This is a genomic window from Pinibacter aurantiacus (genome assembly GCF_019130065.1).
In the GTDB taxonomy this organism is placed as follows: domain Bacteria; phylum Bacteroidota; class Bacteroidia; order Chitinophagales; family Chitinophagaceae; genus Pinibacter; species Pinibacter aurantiacus.
In genome coordinates this window covers 257907-274022 of record NZ_JAHSPG010000012.1, presented here as the reverse complement: position 1 = coordinate 274022, position 16116 = coordinate 257907, and the positions used below count along the sequence as shown (strand labels likewise).

General features: G+C 41.3%; 14 protein-coding genes. 12 read left to right on the top strand and 2 right to left on the bottom strand.

Annotated elements, in window-relative coordinates; genetic code table 11:
• Positions 1 to 188: 188 nt before the first annotated feature.
• The 8 genes from KTO63_RS15695 (at position 189) to hisB (ending at position 9173) form a co-directional block, all read left to right on the top strand.
• Positions 189 to 560, top strand: a complete 372-nt coding sequence (locus KTO63_RS15695; protein ID WP_217792321.1) for a BlaI/MecI/CopY family transcriptional regulator — start codon at positions 189 to 191, stop codon at positions 558 to 560.
• Complete coding sequence (locus KTO63_RS15690; protein WP_217792320.1) at positions 557 to 2110, top strand: M56/M15 family metallopeptidase; 1554 nt, start codon at positions 557 to 559, stop codon at positions 2108 to 2110. The genes KTO63_RS15695 and KTO63_RS15690 overlap by 4 nt, the downstream gene beginning before the upstream one ends.
• A 346-nt stretch (positions 2111 to 2456) precedes the next feature.
• Positions 2457 to 3320, top strand: coding sequence for an ATP phosphoribosyltransferase (gene hisG / locus KTO63_RS15685; RefSeq protein ID WP_217792319.1), 864 nt, complete (start codon positions 2457 to 2459; stop codon positions 3318 to 3320).
• An 80-nt stretch (positions 3321 to 3400) separates the two neighbouring features.
• On the top strand, positions 3401 to 4681 hold the full coding sequence (gene hisD, locus KTO63_RS15680) for a histidinol dehydrogenase (RefSeq protein WP_217792318.1): 1281 nt from the start codon (positions 3401 to 3403) through the stop codon (positions 4679 to 4681).
• Positions 4682 to 4787: 106 nt separating this feature from the next.
• Positions 4788 to 5837 carry a histidinol-phosphate transaminase gene (hisC, locus tag KTO63_RS15675; RefSeq protein WP_217792317.1) on the top strand — a complete coding sequence of 350 codons (1050 nt, stop codon included), beginning with the start codon at positions 4788 to 4790 and terminating at the stop codon, positions 5835 to 5837.
• Positions 5838 to 6057: 220 nt separating this feature from the next.
• Complete coding sequence (locus KTO63_RS15670; protein WP_217792316.1) at positions 6058 to 7341, top strand: PQQ-dependent sugar dehydrogenase; 1284 nt, start codon at positions 6058 to 6060, stop codon at positions 7339 to 7341.
• A 124-nt stretch (positions 7342 to 7465) separates the two neighbouring features.
• A complete protein-coding gene (locus KTO63_RS15665) occupies positions 7466 to 7876 on the top strand; it encodes a c-type cytochrome (RefSeq protein WP_217792315.1) in 411 nt (136 codons plus the stop codon).
• 154 nt (positions 7877 to 8030) lie between these two features.
• Entirely contained in the window at positions 8031 to 9173 is a 1143-nt protein-coding gene (gene hisB / locus KTO63_RS15660) for a bifunctional histidinol-phosphatase/imidazoleglycerol-phosphate dehydratase HisB (RefSeq protein ID WP_217792314.1), read from the top strand.
• Between the two features lie 101 nt (positions 9174 to 9274).
• Here the strand turns inward: hisB and KTO63_RS15655 are convergent, their stop codons facing one another.
• Together KTO63_RS15655 and KTO63_RS15650 are read right to left on the bottom strand one after the other, a co-directional pair.
• Positions 9275 to 11299: a M13 family metallopeptidase gene (locus tag KTO63_RS15655; RefSeq protein WP_217792313.1), complete on the bottom strand. Its 2025-nt coding sequence runs from the start codon at positions 11297 to 11299 to the stop codon at positions 9275 to 9277.
• A 65-nt stretch (positions 11300 to 11364) separates the two neighbouring features.
• Positions 11365 to 12168 carry a S1/P1 nuclease gene (locus tag KTO63_RS15650; protein WP_217792312.1) on the bottom strand — a complete coding sequence of 268 codons (804 nt, stop codon included), beginning with the start codon at positions 12166 to 12168 and terminating at the stop codon, positions 11365 to 11367.
• 255 nt (positions 12169 to 12423) lie between these two features.
• Here KTO63_RS15650 and KTO63_RS15645 point away from each other — a divergent pair, with 255 nt between their 5' ends.
• The 4 genes from KTO63_RS15645 (at position 12424) to KTO63_RS15630 (ending at position 16081) form a co-directional block, all read left to right on the top strand.
• Positions 12424 to 13683, top strand: a complete 1260-nt coding sequence (locus KTO63_RS15645) for a flavin monoamine oxidase family protein (protein WP_217792311.1) — start codon at positions 12424 to 12426, stop codon at positions 13681 to 13683.
• Between the two features lie 200 nt (positions 13684 to 13883).
• On the top strand, positions 13884 to 14807 hold the full coding sequence (locus KTO63_RS15640; RefSeq protein ID WP_217792310.1) for a hypothetical protein: 924 nt from the start codon (positions 13884 to 13886) through the stop codon (positions 14805 to 14807).
• A 173-nt stretch (positions 14808 to 14980) separates the two neighbouring features.
• Entirely contained in the window at positions 14981 to 15403 is a 423-nt protein-coding gene (gene yiaA, locus KTO63_RS15635) for an inner membrane protein YiaA (protein ID WP_217792309.1), read from the top strand.
• A 123-nt stretch (positions 15404 to 15526) separates the two neighbouring features.
• The gene (locus KTO63_RS15630) at positions 15527 to 16081 is read left to right on the top strand and encodes an REP-associated tyrosine transposase (RefSeq protein WP_232373199.1); all 555 of its coding nucleotides are present in this window, start codon (positions 15527 to 15529) and stop codon (positions 16079 to 16081) included.
• Positions 16082 to 16116: the final 35 nt, after the last annotated feature.

Below are 16116 nucleotides of genomic sequence, written 5' to 3'. Positions count from 1 at the left end.
CGAAACGTTGCACCCAACCGTTCCGCTGCGTCGTTGCTCCGCTGCGTTCGCCGCGTGAAACCCTTTGCGGCCTTTGTTTTCCCTTTGCGCCTTTGCGTGAAATCCCCTGCGTGCAAAAAAAAGTTTTGAAATCCTTGCATAACTAGAAATATAGTTATACTATTGTATCACTATAAAAATAGTTATACATGAAATCGCTTACCAAGGCTGAAGAACAAATAATGCTGATCCTTTGGCAATTGGGGAAAGGTTTTTTAAAGGACATTTTGCAGAACCATCCCGAACCGCAACCGCATTCCAATACCGTGGCAACAGTGCTCAAGGTTTTGGGTGAAAAAGGATTCGTGACTACAGAAGTGCATGGAAGAAACAACTTATACATTCCCGCAGTAAGCAAAGAAGCGTATGGTAAGAAAACTGTAAACCAGGTAGTTAAAGGATACTTTGAAAACTCGCCTTCCAAATTGCTTTCTCACTTTGTAAATGAGAAAAAAATCAGTACCGAAGAGTTAGAGCAGTTGCTAAACCAAATTAAATCATCTAAAAAGAATTCAAAATGACAGCACTTCTGTTTTTAGTCAAGATGGTTATTTGCTCCGGCTTGTTGTTCGCATACTATCATTTCTTTCTCAAAAACCAAAGCCATCATAGGTTCAACAGGTTTTATCTGTTGTTTGCAGTTGTAATTTCTATGGTAATCCCGTTTGTAAAAATTCCTTTGACCTTTTCTTTTCAGGAGGCACAGCCTGTTTTATACAAAACTTTGCAAGTGGTGACGACAAACTATGGAGAAAGCGATGGCGTAATGATTGAAAGCAAAGCAGCGCATGGTTTGGTAAACCTTGAAACTGCAATGTATTTGCTGTATTGCCTGGTTTGTGTGGTGTTATTGTACCGGTTGGTAAAAGCAGTCATGCACGTTATAGTATTGTCAAAAAAGTACGATTACACGATAAAAGACGGGGTTCGATTGTACAGCACAAATGAAGAGGATGCTCCGTTCTCCTTTTTCAATGCTATTTACTGGAATGCGAAAATTGATCAAACAACTTCAAATGGAGCCCAGATTCTCAAACATGAAATGTGTCATGTAAAACAGCGCCACACATTGGACAATATTTTTCTTGAGGTGGCCTGTAGTCTGTGCTGGATCAACCCTTTCTTCTTTTTGATCAATAAAGAATTGAAGGCCATTCACGAATTTTTAGCGGATGACTATGCGATCGGGCAAAACGAAGCGATTCCCTACATGGAACTTATCGTGGAAATTGCTATTGAAAATAATCAAAGAACCATCAACCATTATTTTTTTCAATCACATTTAAAAAGGAGGATTAACATGCTTACCAAATTTTCAAAGAAGCCACTTAGCTATTGGAGTCGTACACTATCGCTGCCATTTGCGTTAATGCTCATTGCATTGATTTCAATAAACGCACGTCCGCTTCCGGTGTACAAATTGCGTGTAAATAAACCAATAAACGTTGTAATTGATGCCGGTCATGGAGGTGTCGACCCAGGTTCTTCGGGCGGCGGTTATCACGAGAAAGACATAGTGCTTGAGCTGGCCAAAAAAGTTAAAGAGATAGCGCCACAGTACAACATTAACGTGATTTTGACGCGTGACAAGGACGAACTTCCCGGCAATACGACAAAGATTAATGAAGGGCTAGTAAAAAGAACACAAATTGCTGAGGAGTCAAAAGCCGATGTGTTCGTTTCTCTTCACACGGATGTAAAGTCAGACAATTCTGGTTCTACAGATAGTAGTGGGTTTAAGATTTATGTTTCCAGAAAAAATGAAAGCAATGCCCAATCAAAAATATTAGGTAATTACATGGTGGCCTCCCTCAGGAATGTGGTTAGCATTAAGGAACAATTGCAGCAAAGAAGCCAAAGGGGCATATGGGTATTGGACGCAGTAAAATGCCCAACGATTCTTATTGAGTGCGGATATCTTTCCAACACAAACGATAGGAATTTCATAACCCAAACTCCAAATCAGGAAACAGTAGCAAAAGCCATTTTAAACGGCGTGATAGAATATGAAAATGCACGTTTGTCTTCCACGGATTTAGAAATAAATACACAACCATCTGAGCCGAAGTAATGGTATTCAACAGCACGAACCCTTTCACCAAAATCATCCGCCGCATCGCCGCTCCGTTGCGTTCGCTGCGTGAAATCCGTTGCGGCCTTTGTTTTCCCTTTGCGCCTTTGCGTGAAAATCTCTGTGTGAAATCTGTATGAAATTCAAAAAAAACTTTGGTTCTTTAAATGAATCAATTACATTTGCGTCACAATTATGAAAATAAACATACATATCCATCATCATCATTTTATCTCCAACGGGTAAGCCGATGATGTTGTTATGTATCTAAACGAATAAAACAAACAGAGAAGGGCTTACAAATGTGAGCCCTTTTTTTATTTTAAGCCTCTTTCAAAAAGTCATTATGAGCCAGACAAAACTTAGGATTGCCATTCAGAAATCGGGAAGATTGTATGAGGATTCGGTAAAACTTCTCGCCGAGTGTGGAATCGATCTTCGCAATGTAAAGGATCGCCTGAAAACAGAATCGGATAATTTTCCACTCGAGGTTTTCTTTTTACGCGACGATGATATTCCTCAATATGTAGAAGATGGCGTAGCAGATGTTGGCATTGTAGGTGAAAATGTACTGTATGAAAAAAACAAACAAACCACCATTGTAGAACAACTTGGTTTTGGTAAATGCCGCCTGGCAATTGCCGTTCCCCGCGGCCAGGAATATGAAAGCGTAAAAGCTTTGGAAGGCAAGCGCATCGCAACAAGCTATCCTTTCCTCACAAAACAATTTTTAAGCGACAATAATGTAAATGCAGAGATCCACGAAATCAGCGGATCTGTAGAAATCGCTCCCGGCATAGGTTTGGCCGATGTTGTTTGCGACCTCGTAAGCAGCGGCTCTACACTGTTCATGAATGGTTTGAAAGAAGTAGAAACCATTTTGCAATCACAATCAGTTTTAATCAAGAACAATAAACTCAACGAAGCGCAACAGCAATTATTGAAAAAACTGGTGTTTCGCATTCAGGCGGTTAAAAAAGCAAAGCGCACCAAATATGTGTTGCTGAATGCTCCGAATGACAGACTGAAAGAGATCATCGCATTGCTTCCCGGTATGAAAAGCCCAACTGTATTGCCTTTGGCACAAGAAGGCTGGAGCTCTGTACACAGCGTGCTGAGTGAAGACACATTCTGGGATATCATCGAACAACTGAAAGACAAAGGCGCACAAGGCATATTGGTGGTGCCAATTGAAAAAATGATCATTTAATTAATGGAGAATGGAGAGTTGAGAGTTGAGAGTTCGTCGGAACCCAACTCTCAACTCTCAATTCTCAACTCTCAACTAAAATGAAAAACATTCTTTTCCCCAATCGCGCCGAATGGCCCAGTCTCTTACAACGCCCTGTGCTGGATAATACAGCATTGGAAACTACGGTGAAGAAGGTGTTGGATGAAGTGAAACAGCGTGGAGATGAAGCGGTACAACAATACACAAAACAGTTTGATGGCGTTGAATTAAAGGCCATCAAAGCAGAAGCGGATGAATTTGCGGACGCGACAAATTTGTTGACGGCAGAATTGAAAGAAGCCATCCAACTTGCAGCAAAGAACATCGAAGCATTTCACAGCAAACAACTATCAGCGGTTGAAATAATTGAAACAATGCCCGGTGTACAATGCTGGCGCAAAAGTGTAGGAATTGAAAAAGTGGGACTTTACATTCCCGGCGGCACAGCGCCTTTGTTTTCAACTATCTTAATGCTTGGTATTCCCGCGAAGCTGGCCGGTTGCAGAGAAATTGTTTTATGCTCACCACCAAACAAAAAAGGGAAACTTCATCCGGCAATATTATATGCGGCACAATTGGCTGGCATTACCAATGTTTTTAAAGTTGGTGGTGTACAGGCTATTGGCGCCATGGCCTATGGAACTGCAACGATATCAAAAGTCTTTAAGATTTTTGGTCCCGGCAATCAATACGTAACCTGCGCAAAGCAACTGATACAAAAAGACGGTGTAGCCATCGACATGCCGGCTGGTCCCAGCGAAGTTTGTGTGTTGGCCGATGCTTCCGCAAATGCAGCGTTCGTAGCCGCCGATTTGCTTTCTCAAGCGGAACACGGTGTGGACAGCCAGGTGTTGCTCGTAACAACGGACAATTCATTTGTTGAAAAAGTACAACAGGAACTGGATAAACAGCTATCAGTATTGCCAAGAAAAGAGCTTGCCACAAAAGCGCTTGAAAACAGCAAAGCAATTGTTGTAAAAGACATTCAGGAAGCCATTGATCTCGTAAATGAATATGCGGCGGAACACCTGATCATTGCCTGCGAAAATGACGAAGCAATTGCTGCAAAAATTATCAATGCAGGTTCTATATTTCTTGGAAATTATTCTCCTGAAAGTGTGGGTGACTATGCCAGCGGAACCAACCACACGCTGCCTACAAACGGTTATGCACGTGCATATAGCGGAGTGAGTGTAGATAGTTTCGTTAAAAAAATTACGTATCAAAAATTAAGCAGAGACGGACTGCATCGAATCGGCAAAGCAGTAGAATTAATGGCAGCAGCAGAAGGGCTGGATGCGCACAGAAATGCAGTAAGCATTAGGCTAATTGAAAATTGAAAGTTGAAAATTGAAAATGCCTAAAGATGATCAGGCTTGTTTCACTTGAAGCATTTTCAATTTTCAACTTTCAATTTTGAGTCACTAACCAACAACAACTAAAATCATGTTTAATTTCAATAGTCTCCTTAGAGAAAACATAAAAAAATTAGTGCCTTATTCGTCTGCAAGAGATGAATTCAAAGGCGAAGCAAAAATATTTTTAGACGCCAACGAAAACAGTTACGGTTCTCCATTGATCAAATGGTACAACCGTTATCCGGATCCTTTGCAAATAAAGGTGAAAGAAAAACTTCAACAGATTAAAGGGCTTCCGGTTGAAAATATGTTCATCGGAAATGGCAGCGACGAGTGTATCGACATTTTATACAGGGCGCTATGCAATCCGGGAAAAGACAATGTGATCATTTGCCCACCAACGTATGGCATGTATGAAGTAAGCGCCAACATCAATGATGTGGAAGTGCGTAAGGCACGCTTGCTGGACAATTTCCAGCTGGACCTCGTTCACCTTGAAACGCTGGTTGATGCCAACACAAAAATCATCTGGCTTTGTTCTCCTAACAATCCTACCGGAAATTCTTTGGATAGGGAAGATGTGGAAATTGTACTTAACAACTTCCCCGGCCTTGTGGTAATAGACGAAGCTTACATCAATTTCTCCCGCTACCGTTCATTTACGCAGGAATTGAGTGAGTATCCAAATCTGCTGGTAATGCAGACGCTGAGCAAAGCTTGGGGACTCGCGGCGTTAAGAGTCGGTATGGCTTTTGCATCACAGGAAATAATTGAGGTGATGAATAAGATCAAGCCTCCCTACAACATTAACCAGGCTTCTCAGGAATTGGTTTTGAAGGCTTTGGATGAAGTGGAGCAGGTAAACGAAATGATCAGGACCATAGTGCAACAGCGCGAAGGGTTAGTTGCACAGCTTGGACAACTACCTATCGTTCAAAAAATTTATCCGAGTGATGCCAATTTCATTTTGGTAAAAGTGAATGACGCAAAAGGAACGTATAACTTCTTGCTTGAAAAAGGAATCGTAGTTCGCGACAGAAGCAAAGTTGAATTGTGTGAAGGATGCTTGCGTATAACGATTGGAACCGAGGAGGAGAATGCGGCGTTGTTGGAGAGACTGGGAGAAATTAGGAATTAGGAATTAGGAATTAGGAATTAAGAATTAAGAATTGTTGCGGATGCGAGTTGCTTTGTGAATTTAATCTTTCGTTCGTATCCCTCCGTAGCAAATCAATAGCAAAAGTCAGCCTTAAAGAATTCTTAATTCTTAATTCCTAATTCTTAATTGTTCTCCGCCGCTTATATAAACAATGTTTCACAATCAATATTTTACTTTTACCTTACCAAAAATTAACACCATGTCTATTTTTCGACAATCATTTTATTGTTTAATGGCGTGCCTGCTTACTTTGAGCGCTTGCGCCGGCGATACAACAAAGGTAGCAACAAATGGTCCTGTGCCTGATCCGGACAATGGCGGCATCAAATTGCCAGCCGGTTTTGGTGGTCAGATAGTAGCCGACAAAGTTGGTAGAGTTCGTCACATATTTGTGAACAGTAACGGTGACTTGTATGCTAAATTAGAAAAATTGAAAGATGGTAAAGGCATTGTGAGATTGCGCGATAAAAATGGTGATGGTAAATTCGACGAAACAGTTGGATTCGGCAACTTCATCGGAACTGGCATGGCGATTAAGAATGGTTATTTGTATGCTTCTTCCAACACAGAAGTTTTTCGATATAAACTAAATGAAAAAAATGAAGTGCCAGATGGCGCACAACCGGAGAAAATCATCACCGGTTTGTGGGATCATCACCAACATGAAGCAAAACCTTTTACATTAGATAACGATGGCAACATTTATGTAACAATTGGTGCTCCGTCAAACTGCTGCCAGGTGCAGGACAGAGTGAAAGGATCTCCCGGACAATCGCCTTGTCCTATACTGGATTCAGCAGGAGGCGTTTGGCAGTTCAAAGTTGACAAACCAAATCAAAGCTATGCGGAAGGTGTTCGTTATGCAACTGGCTTGCGCAACGTAATGGGACTTGATTGGAACACAGCCGTTAACAGCCTATATGTTACACAACATGGCCGCGATCAACTGTTTCAATTCTATCCTGAAATGTATAGTCAAAAAGAAGGTGCTGAAAATCCTTCAGAAGAGATGTTCAAAGTGAAATTGGGCTCAGACTGCGGATGGCCTTATTGCTACTATGATTATACAAAAAAACAAAAAGTGCTGAACCCTGAATATGGCGGCGATCGCACAAAAGCAGGCGACTGTGGAAGCAAAGAACAATCCATCGTTCAGTTCCCTGGTCACCTTGCTCCAAACGATCTGTTGTTTTACACTGGCGACATGTTCCCTGAAAAATACAAGAATGGTGCGTTTATCGCCTTCCACGGATCATGGAACCGCGCTCCGGAGCCTCAGGCTGGTTACTTTGTAGTGTTTGTTCCTTTTGGTAAGGATGGCATGCCAAGCGGCAACTGGGAAGTGTTTGCAGATGGTTTCGCCGGTGCGGATATAAACAAAGCAACATATCGTCCTTGCGGATTGGCGCAAGGCACTGACGGATCATTGTACATTTCAGATGACAACCAGGGAAGAATTTGGAGAATAACTTATAAAAAATAACCCGTAGGGGCGAATCGCATTCGCCCTGATGCAAATTAAATTTCCCAGCTATTATCCCGATTGGTAAAATAATTTCAAAAATAATTTGACAGGGCGAATGCGATTCGCCCCTACCGCAATCAACATGAAAATAATTTCAGCAATCATTTTTCCATTATTGTGTCTTTTTATTTGCGCGTTCACCTTGCCTCAACAGTCAGGTTTAAAAGCATCAAAAGATCGTGGCAAAATTGTGTATGACACATATTGCCTTGCATGTCACATGCAGGACGGAGGTGGGGCGCCGCGTATGAACCCACCTTTGATCAAAACGAAATTTGTATTGGGCGACAAGAAAAAACTCATTGGCATAGTAATGAATGGGCTTTCCGGCGTTGAAGTGGAAGGCGAAGACTACAGCAATGTAATGGCGCCACACAACTTTTTAACAGATCAGCAAATCGCTGACGTGCTCACCTACGTGCGAAATAGCTTTGGCAACAAAGCTTCTGCGGTAACGGTGGCTGAGGTTAAAGCCGCAAGACCGAAGAAATAATTGAATAACTGAATAACTGATTAACTGAGTAACTGAGTGGTTGAAGCTCTACGTGGCTAATCGAATGTAAACTTCAGTTATTCAATTATTCAGTCACTAAGCATTATCATAAACCTATTTTTTACTTTTTATTTTTAACTTTTTACTTCTCTCCATGAAGCCTATTCTCTTTATCGATCGTGATGGAACGCTTATAAACGAGGCACCGCCTACTTATCAGCTTGATTCGTTTGACAAACTCACTTTTTATCCGAAGATGTTTGAATTCATGGGACGCATTGCCCGTGAGTTGGACTACGAACTGGTAATGGTAACCAACCAGGATGGTTTGGGAACCCCGGCATTTCCCGAAGATACCTTCTGGCCGCTGCATAATTTAGTAATGAAAAGTTTAGAAGGAGAAGGCATTCATTTCTCGAAAGTGCACATCGACAAGACATTTCCTGCTGACAATGCGCCAACGCGCAAACCGGGCACAGGAATGCTGACAGAATATTTGAACAATCCTGCTTACGACATTGCCAATTCATTTGTAATAGGTGATAGAATAACTGATGTGCAACTGGCTAAAAACCTTGGCTGCAAAGCGATCTGGCTGAATGAAGATGCAACCTTGGGTGGAGCTGAAATAAATGATAAAGTGGAAGACCTTCGCAAAACAACTGTTGCGTTGGAATCTACCGACTGGAGCAAGATCTATGAGTTTTTAAAACTTGGTCAGCGTGTTGTTACACACGATCGCAATACCAGTGAGACAAAGATTCACGTGGAAGTAAACCTTGACGGAAGCGGTAAAGCAAATATTTCTACAGGTCTTGGTTTCTTTGATCACATGCTTGATCAAATCGCGAGACACGGGAAAATGGATCTCACTATTGCTACAAAAGGTGATCTGCATATTGATGAGCACCACACAATAGAAGATACCGGCATAGCGCTTGGAGAAGCATTTGCTCAAGCACTTACCGACAAACGTGGCATGGAAAGATATGGCTTTGCGTTACCAATGGATGAAGCTGAAGCCAAGGTTCTGATTGATTTTGGCGGAAGAAACTGGCTCGTTTGGAATGCAGAATTCAAGAGGGAAAAAATAGGTGAGATGCCAACGGAAATGTTCTTTCATTTCTTCAAATCATTCAGCGATGCTGCCAAATGCAACCTGAATATCGAATGCAAAGGAGATAACGAACACCATAAAATAGAAGCCATCTTTAAAGCCTTCGCAAAAGCAATAAAAATGGCCGTTAAACGCGATCCGCTGAGCAATTATTTGCCAAGCACGAAAGGAGTGCTTTAGGAGTTGAAAATTGAAAGTTGAAAATTGAAAATGCCAAAGGTTAATCAACCTGTTTGATTCCATCATTTTCAATTTTCAACTTTCAATTTTCAATTAATGCCCTACCAAATTTTCAGCCTCGCAGAATCTGCCACATACATTTTGTCTTCTGGTTGCACATTGAAAGCATCATAAAAATGTGTAGAGTTCATTAGTGGTCCGTTTACGCGCCACATGGGTGCTGAATGCGGGTTGTTGTTGATCCATAAACGGAGAAATTCATCTTTCATCTTCACCCGCCAGATGCGAGCAACAGACAGGAAAAATCGCTGGTCAGGAGTAAAGCCACCTATCCTTGCAGTATCTTGCCCTTCCTTCGTTAATTTAAATGCGTCGTATGCAATGGCTACACCGCCCACATCCGCAGTGTTTTCTCCAACCGTTAAAGCACCTTTTATATGCAGAGAGTCCAGTACGGTAAATGAACTGTAAAGGTCAATTACCTGCTGTGTTTTAGCCTTGAACTTTGTGTAGTCATCTTTCGTCCACCAGTTTGCTACGTTGCCGTTCTTATCGAATTGTGCACCCTGATCGTCAAAGGCATGCGTCATTTCATGACCAATTACCATACCAATGCCTCCATAATTGAGTGCATCATCCGCAGCCTCGTCAAAGTAAGGAGTTTGCAAAATGCCCGCGGGAAACACGATCTCGTTTGCGAACGGATTGTAGTAAGCTGTAACCGTTGGCGGAGTGGTGAACCATTCAGTTTTGTCAACAGGCTTATTCAATTTGGCCAATTCGTATTGATAATTGTGAGCGGCAGCTGAAACAACGTTTTCAAAATATTTATCGCGAACAATTTTTACGTCGCTGTAGTCTTTCCATTTGTCCGGGTAGCCAATTTTCTTTGTTATAGCATATAATTTTTCTCTCGCTTTTTGCTTTGTACTGTCACTCATCCAGTCAAGTTTACTTATCCTGGCTTCGAATGCTTTTTGAAGATTATTCACCAATTCAAGCATGTGTTTCTTTGCATTCTCCGTAAAATATTTTTTTACATACAACTGAGCCAGTGCTTCTCCAAGTGATTGATCTACTGCGCTGGCTATTATTTCACCACGTGATTTTTGCACAGCCTGCCCCGATAGCACTTTATTAAACTCAAAAGCAGCATCAACAAACGGTTTGCTTAATACGCCGGCAGAGCTGTTGATAGAATATGCTTTCAGGTAAACTTTCCAATCGTTAATCGAGATGGATTTTAGTAATGTATTGAGTTTGTTGTAGTACGGAGGTTGCGCCAGATCTAGCGAATCTGTTTTGGCTCCAACGTTGCTCAATAGACTAACCCAGCCAATATTAGGATGTTTTTTTGCCAGATCTGCAACGGACATTTTATTATAGTTGGCATTTATATCCCTAAGCTCAATATTCGTTCTGTGTGATGATGCTAATTGTTTTTCTATACCGTAGGCAAGCCCTGCATTTTTAGTAGCAGTTGCAGTATCGCTTCCGGTAAGTTCAAACAAAGTAGCCAGGTATTTTTTGTATGCTGCCTGTATGCCTGCACTTGATGCATCTGTTTTGAAATAATAGTCACGCTCAGGCAAGCCAATGCCAGCCTGCGAAACATGCGCAATATTCATACTGCTGTTTTTATTATCGGGCGCTACACTAAACGCGACAATAGAAACATTGTTAACTTGTATTTCGTCAGCAATAAACTTCATTAAAGCAGGTACATTGCTGATGCTGTCTATACGTGCGAGCACTGGCTTGATAGGATCAAAACCTCTTTTATTGATGGTGATTGTATCCATACCCGACGCATAAAAATCACCCACTTTTTGTTCAATACTTCCGGGTGTGTTTTTAGCTTTTGAGGCATCGTCCAATATTGCCTGCAGGCGTAATCGCTGTGGGTAATTCATAAACATGTACGCACCTACACCGGTTTGTGAACCTGGTATTTGTGCTGTGTCATACCACCTGCCATTTACATACCTGAAAAAATTGTCGCCGGGTTTTACTGTTGAATCGATTCCTTGTATATCAGTAAACGCTTTATTAGCGCCCTTTTCGGGAGCGTTGTTACATGCGCCCAGCAGAATCGCTGTTGCAAAGAATAGTGCCGATTTTTTCATTAATAGAGTTGTGTTATTTGGGTAAGAGGGTTAGTAAACGTTCTTCCTGAATTTTCAATTTTCAATTAAAAAGAATCGTTGATCAGTTTAGCCAATCTCAATCCCCCCTTTAATAGCTGGTCATCGAGATCTTTCTGGAAGATGTAATTGTATTTGTAGCTGAGTTTAGATTCTGCAGGAGATTGTGCATATACTTTGTCAGACAATATATGCGATTCGAAGAACCAGTCATCTAAAGAAGTGCTGGTATAAGCATTGATCGAATCTTTCGCCGTCACATCAAGTGCAGATGCATATTCGGTATAGCTGTATTGAGAAAAATCTACCAGTTTGGTATCCCAAACAGAATGCAGGTTTGTTTTTTCATTGAACCAGAAAACCGAGATCTTATTTCCACCCTGGTCCTCATCTCTTCCCACGTGCAAAGGCTGGTGAAGATCTCCAACCAAATGGACCAACATAATAAGCGCCATTCTTCTTTTTTCGATCGGCAAACCTTTGTCGCTTAATTCGTGTTGCATCGCCTGAATTTGTGTGTACAGGTTTTCTCCCGGCATGCGGTGAATAGTATTAACAAAAGAGTCTTTTTCGATATTTCCCGGCAAGTCTACATAGTGCCATTTGGAAATTTGATCATAGGCGTGCGTAGTGTCGGATTTTATAAAGTCCGCCCAGTTTGCCCAATAAGCAAGGCTTTGGTTGCCAATCAACTTCTTTATTTCATTTTTCGCTTTTTTGGATAAATGGCGCTGGGCAATTTCTGCCACCACTCGGTGACCTGTTACGCCCCAGGCAAAAGTGTATTGAAAGGCAAAAATTGCCACCATCAGCAAGCAGATTTTCAAACCGGGAAAGGAGAATTTCTTCATGTTGTATATTTTAAATAATAAGTGGCAAATTTCATGTAAAGAAATTAACTATAAAAGAAGTTTTTGTTAACTGGCGTTTGTGAACAAATTGGCTAGTTAAACCGTATTATTTTAGTGGAGAGTGGAGAAGGGAGAGTTGAGAGTTAATTTAAAAAATTTGATACGTCTTTGGGGAAGAAATATTCCTTAGAAGGCTCATCTCCAGAAGAAACGATAACTCTCAACTCTCCATTCTCAACTCTCAACTAGAATGTCATGAACCAACAGATAATCATTATTGGAGCAGGGGCTTCCGGTTTAATGGCCGCGTATGAGCTTGCAAAGGCCGGGCAAAAGGTAATTGTGCTGGAGGCATCTGAACGCATAGGAGGAAGGATGTATACGGCGGTTTGTGACGGCTTTGAGCAACCGCTTGAACTGGGGGCGGAGTTTGTACATGGAGAACTGCCTCTTACACTGTCGCTCTTAAAAGAAGCTGGCATCGCGTACAAGCCGGTGAAAGGGAAAATGCTTAATAACCGTAAAGGAAAATGGAACACCCAGGGTGAAATGATCCCTGACTGGGATGGCATTATACAGAAGATGGGTAGTCTAAAAGAGGATATGACGCTGGCTGCATTTCTTCAGGAACACTATAGCGACGACCAACACATGGAGTTGCGATTTATCATACAGGATTTTGCCGAAGGGTTTGATTTGGCAGACATAACCCAGGCCAGTGTTTTCGCCCTGAAAGAAGAGTGGGAAAATGAGCATGGCCAGCAATACAGAATAGTAGGGGGCTACCGAAAACTTGCAGAACATTTGCATCATTTAATTGAAAAATACAGAGGGGAAATACATCATAACGCAGCAGTAAATGAAGTGAAATGGATAGAGGATAAGGTAACTGTTTTTACGGCTGACGGGCAACAATTTGTGGGAAACAAACTTGTTGTTACGGTGTCACCTCGTGTGTTGCAAGATGTAAAAATAAAGTTCGACCCGGCATTGGACGGGTATTTGAGCGATTTGTCGAAAATTGGTTTTGGGTCAGTGATCAAAGTTTTCTTACAGTTTGAAGAGCCATTCTGGCATGAGCACGAAAAGAACACGGGCTTTGTGGTGAGCGATCAAAATATACCAACGTGGTGGACGCAGTCTGACAAAGAAAATTACCTGCTAACCGGCTGGCTCGGTGGTCCGGAAGTAATGCCACTTATTACAGTTTCGGAGGAAGAGATCATAGATATGGGACTTCAATCACTGTCTAACATTTATGGCATCGACAAGGAAAAATTGCGAACCATACTTGTTGCGTCAACAGCAATACACTGGGCAAAAGAAGAGTGGATTATGGGGGGCTACAGCTATGGCACATTGCAAAGCAAGACCGCGAGAAAATTATTAAAAATGCCTGTTGACAACACGATCTTTTTTGCAGGTGAAGCGTTATATGAAGGCAGCGCTCCCGGCACCGTAGAAGCGGCGTTGGCAAATGGTCAGGAAACCGCCCGGAAAATACTTCAATCGTAGTTATTAAAGGAAATTAAAATTCAAAAGTAAGAATTCAAAAAGGGGATACTCCGATGGGAGGACTTTTTGAATTTTGACTTTTCAACCAGCCCCAATAGTTAACCCAAATTTATTGGTGCTGAAATATTTAAATAACGTACCACAAATACTTTCAGTGCTTCAATTCCCCAGGGAACATTAATTGATGTAATACTGAAAGTATGTCTATAAAATTTCCGATACTATTTATTGCGATCTCATTTTTCGCTGTCAAAACCAATGCGCAGGAAGATGGCGGATTCATGACCGGAAAATACGTGAATACCGCATTAAGAGAGGTCTCGGGAATGGCCGCATCAAGAGTTCATTCAAATACGTTTTATGTTCACAATGACAGTGGCGACACAAGCCGCTTTTTTGCGGTGAATGAAAAAGGGGAATTGAAGGGGACCTATTATTTCAAGGGTGATGAAATTTCGTTTTCCGGTGTGAATGATTGCGAAGACATTTCGATTGGTTCGGGGCCAGATAAAGGCAAAGAATATATTTACCTCGCAGATATTGGCGACAATGCTGCAAGAAGATCAGAGGTCCGCATTTTCAGAATGGAAGAGCCAGATGCAGATTTGGGAGTTGAGAAAACAGTCGGTTCGCAAATGTTTACACTCACTTATCCAGATGGAGCACAGGATGCAGAGACCATTATGATTGATCCCACAGAAAGGTTGTTGTATATCGTTTCCAAGAGACAGGATTCAGTTATTGTGTACACTGCACCACTTAATCTAAACGATAAAAAAACATACATGCTGCGCGAAGTTTGCAAATTGTATTTTGATGGAAAGAAAAAAGAAAAATGGATCGTTTCCGGAAGCATTTCAAGAGATGGCAAACAAGTAATGCTTAAAAGCATGAAAAAGGTTTATTATTGGCAGAGGCAAGGCGAAGAATCCATTTACAAAACAATGCAACGCACACCGCTTGAATTATCATATACACAACACGGACAAGAAGAGGCTATTTGTTTTTCGCCTGATGGTAAAAGTTATTTTATAACAGGTGAAGGCGAACATGCAGGCATTTATCAATACGATATTTCCACACAAGAACTTGCTAAAAGAATAGCTTTATTGCAAAGAAAATAGTTGTTACACGAAACGTTAATTTAGATTCTCGTTTGTACATCATATCGGCCGTTCCCATATTTTTATTCCGGTTTTACAATGCCGATGAATTAAACAGGTAGAACAATGAGACGAAGTTGAAATTGATCTATATTGTTTGAGCCATCGGTAAATTCCTAACCTAAATTACGTTTATGCAAAAACCGTCTATGGCGTTTGTAGCAGCCTCATGGGTTGCTTTGTTTATTGGTGTGCTGGGTTTTAATATTGGCTTATGGAACTCCGGCATGCAGTTAAATGAAAAAGGCTATTACTTCACTGTTCTAATGTATGCATTGTTCTCCGCGGTGTCTGTCCAAAAATGTGTACGCGATAAATTAGAAAATATTCCTGTTACAGAAATTTATTACGGGTTAAGCTGGTTCTCGATTCTACTGACGATGGTCCTGTTGATCGTTGGTTTGTGGAATGCGACACTACTTCCAAGCGAGAAAGGTTTTTATGCGTTTGCATTCTTGCTTAGTGTATTTGGCGCCATTGCGGTGCAAAAGAATACAAGGGATGCAAAAGCAGCGGTGAAAGCGATGGTGAGTGAGGATGATAGGAAGAATTTTTAGAAGCTGCAACCCAGCGATCCTGTAATCAAGTCTATTAGGTGCTCTGCAAGGCTTTTAGCCTTGCAGCTTTATTTTGTCGCCTTTGGCGGCAAAATATTTTAACACCTTATACCTTATAAAAACATGTTTACGGAAGGATTTAGAATTCGGGATCAATTCGCAACTCACTTTCTCACATTTACAGTTGAAGGCTGGATAGATATTTTTTCGCGACAACGCTATCGTGATATTATTCTGGAAAGTTTTAAATTTTGCATCGCCAAAAAGGGGCTACGGCTACACGCTTACGTGATCATGTCAAATCATGTTCATGTCATTTGGACGGCTACAGAAAAATCGCTTAGCGATGTTATGCGTGATTTCAAAACATTTACCAGCAAAGAAATTTTGAGGTCAATCGCAGATAAAGGAGAGGTCGAAAGCAGGCGTGAGTGGTTGTTATACATGTTTGAGTTCTTTGGAAAAAGAACCAACGCGAACGATAAGTATAAATTGTGGTCGGGCAACAACCATCCTGAAATAATACACAGTGTCGATTTTATGAAGACCAAACTTAACTACATTCATAATAATCCGATAAGGGCTGGTATTGTGCAGAATGCTTCTGATTACTTGTATAGTAGTGCCTCCAACTATGAGGGAAAAGGAGGGTTAATAGAAGTGGATTTGCTGAATTGAAGTTGCCAAAGGCAACAGAATAAAGCTGCGAGGCT